Origin of the sequence: Aeromonas sp. HMWF017, from assembly GCF_003061465.1 — a bacterium.
GTDB lineage: Bacteria > Pseudomonadota > Gammaproteobacteria > Enterobacterales > Aeromonadaceae > Aeromonas > Aeromonas veronii.
In genome coordinates this window covers 38,748-41,050 of sequence record NZ_QAJD01000142.1, presented here as the reverse complement: position 1 = coordinate 41,050, position 2,303 = coordinate 38,748, and the positions used below count along the sequence as shown (strand labels likewise).

Genomic DNA, 2,303 nt, shown 5'->3' with positions numbered 1-2,303 from the left:
CCCGCCTCGCCTTGCACCGGGATGATGGTGGTAAAGGCGGGCATATGGGTGAGGCGCTCCAGCAGCTCGCGGCTCTGGGCGCCGCCATCCTGGTTGTAGATGGCCAGCGTGTTGCCGGTCACCTCCAGAGTGGCGGCGAACGGGAAGAGGGCGGTTTGCAGCAGCACCGGCATGATGAGCAGAAAGCGCCCCTGAGTATTGCCCATCAGGGCCTGCAGCTCTTTTCGGATCAGCCACCAGAGTCGGATCAGCATGAGTTACTCCAGAGTGCGCCGCGTCTTGCGGGCGGTCAGGGCCAGCCAGAAACCCGCCAGCAGCAGCAGACAGAAACCGTTGACCAGCAGGATCGAGAAGACGCTGCCTGCCTGATAGAGGGTCTGCAGCGAGCTTGCGAAGTAGCGGGCCGGAATGAGGTGGGTGATGGCCCGCAACAGCGGCGGCATGCTGGCGATCTCGAACACGAAGCCCGACAGCATCACCGCGGGCAGAAAGGCGGCGATCAGCGCCGCCTGCGCGGCATTGAACTGGCTGCGCATCACGGTGGAGAGGAACAGCCCGAGTCCGAGGGCGCTGCCGAGAAAGACGCTGGTGACCAGAAAGAGCAGCAGCAGGGAGCCGCGCCATGGCACCGCCATCACCGCCACCGAGAAGAGCAGGCAGAGCAGCATGGCGATGATGCCGAGGCCGTAGTAGGGCAGCAGCTTGGAGAGCAGCAGCTCCCCCTTGGTGACCGGGGTGGCGAGCAGCGCCTCCATGGTGCCGCGCTCCCACTCCCGAGCCACCACCAGCGAGGTGAGCAGGGCACCGATGATGGTCATCACCACCGCAATGGAGCCCGGCACCAGAAAGTTGCGGCTCACCAGCGCCGGGTTGAACCAGGCGCGGCTCTCTATCGACACCGGCATGGCGACCCCCTCGCCAGCAAGCCACCCCTGCCAGATCCCCTGCACATAGTTGGTGACGAAGTTGGCGGTGTTGGGCTCGGAGCCGTCAGTCAGCAGCAGCGCCTGCGGCGTGCCATTGCTCTGACCGACCATGGCGCGGGAGAAGCCGTCATCGATCACCAGCAGGCCGCGGATCTCGCCACGGGCCAGACTGGCGAGCAGGGACTCCCTGCTCGGGCCGCTGTGGATCTCCAGCGCGGTTGAGCCGCGCAGGGCCTGCTCCAGCCGCACCGCCGGGGCGCCGCTATCGGTACGCCAGATGCCGAGGCGCAGATGGTCTACATCCAGATTGATGGCGTAACCCATTACCACCAGCAGCACCACCGGCATGATGAAGGCGATGAGGATGCTGCTCGGATCGCGGACGATTTGCAGCGTCTCCTTGCGGCAGAGGGCCAGCAGTCGCCGACGGTTGATGCTCATGCGTCCTCCTCGCTGGCCCGCTCGACCAGGGTGATAAAGGCCTCTTCCATTGTTGGCAAAGAACAGGTCGGCAAGGAACCGGTTGGCAAAGAGGTCACCGCCTCTTTGGCGGCCAGCCCCTTGAGATCGTCCGGGGTGCCGAGCGCCAGCAGCTTGCCGCGATAGATGAGGGCGATGCGGTCGCAATACTCCGCCTCATCCATAAAGTGGGTGGTGACCAGCACGGTGACGCCGTGGTCGGCCAGCGCGTTGATGTGCGACCAGAACTCGCGCCGGGTCACCGGATCGACCCCGGAGGTGGGCTCGTCGAGGAACAGCAGCGGCGGCTCGTGCAGCAGGGCGCAGGCCAGCGATAAGCGCTGGCGCAGACCGAGCGGCAGGGATTCCGCCTTTTGATCGAGCCAGGGGGCGAGGGAAAAGGCAGTCACCATGGCGTCGATCCGCGTCTGCTGGTGGCGGCCGAACAGGCCGTAAATACCGGCGAAAAAGGAGAGGTTCTGCGCCACGGTGAGCTGCTTGTAGAGGGAGAACTTCTGCGCCATGTAGCCGAGGCGCTGGCGCGCCGCCGAGGGGCTGTGGGCCAGATCGATGCCGGTCACCAGCGCCTGCCCCTCGCTCGGCCGCAGCAGGCCGCACTCCATCTTGAAGGTGGTGGACTTGCCCGCCCCGTTGGGGCCGAGCAGGCCGAAGATCTCGCCGCGGCGCACCGCAAAGCTGACATCATCGGTGGCGGCAAAATCGCCGAACCGCTTGGTGAGGTGGCGCGCCTCGATCACCGCTTCGGGGGAGACCCCCTGCGGCAGTTCGGCTTCCCGCATCCCGGCCGCCAGACTCGACTCCCCGCCGGGGCCGCCGCCGAGCAGGTCGATAAAGGCATCTTCCAGCCGGGGCTGGGCCGGTTGAAAGGAGCCGTTGGCGAGATGCAGCTCCGCCAGC

Annotated in this window: 2 protein-coding genes and 1 pseudogene; all 3 read right to left on the bottom strand. The window is 66.3% G+C overall.

Annotated elements, in window-relative coordinates; all coding sequences use genetic code 11:
• Positions 1-254: pseudogene (locus DBR30_RS22255) on the bottom strand (ABC transporter permease); the annotation flags it as partial.
• Between the two features lie 3 nt (positions 255-257).
• Positions 258-1,367, bottom strand: coding sequence for an ABC transporter permease (locus tag DBR30_RS14510; RefSeq protein ID WP_108588400.1), 1,110 nt, complete (start codon positions 1,365-1,367; stop codon positions 258-260).
• Positions 1,364-2,303, bottom strand: a 940-nt coding sequence (locus DBR30_RS22250; RefSeq protein ID WP_258224441.1) for an ABC transporter ATP-binding protein, incomplete at its 5' end; no start/stop codon positions are given. The genes DBR30_RS14510 and DBR30_RS22250, both read right to left, overlap by 4 nt.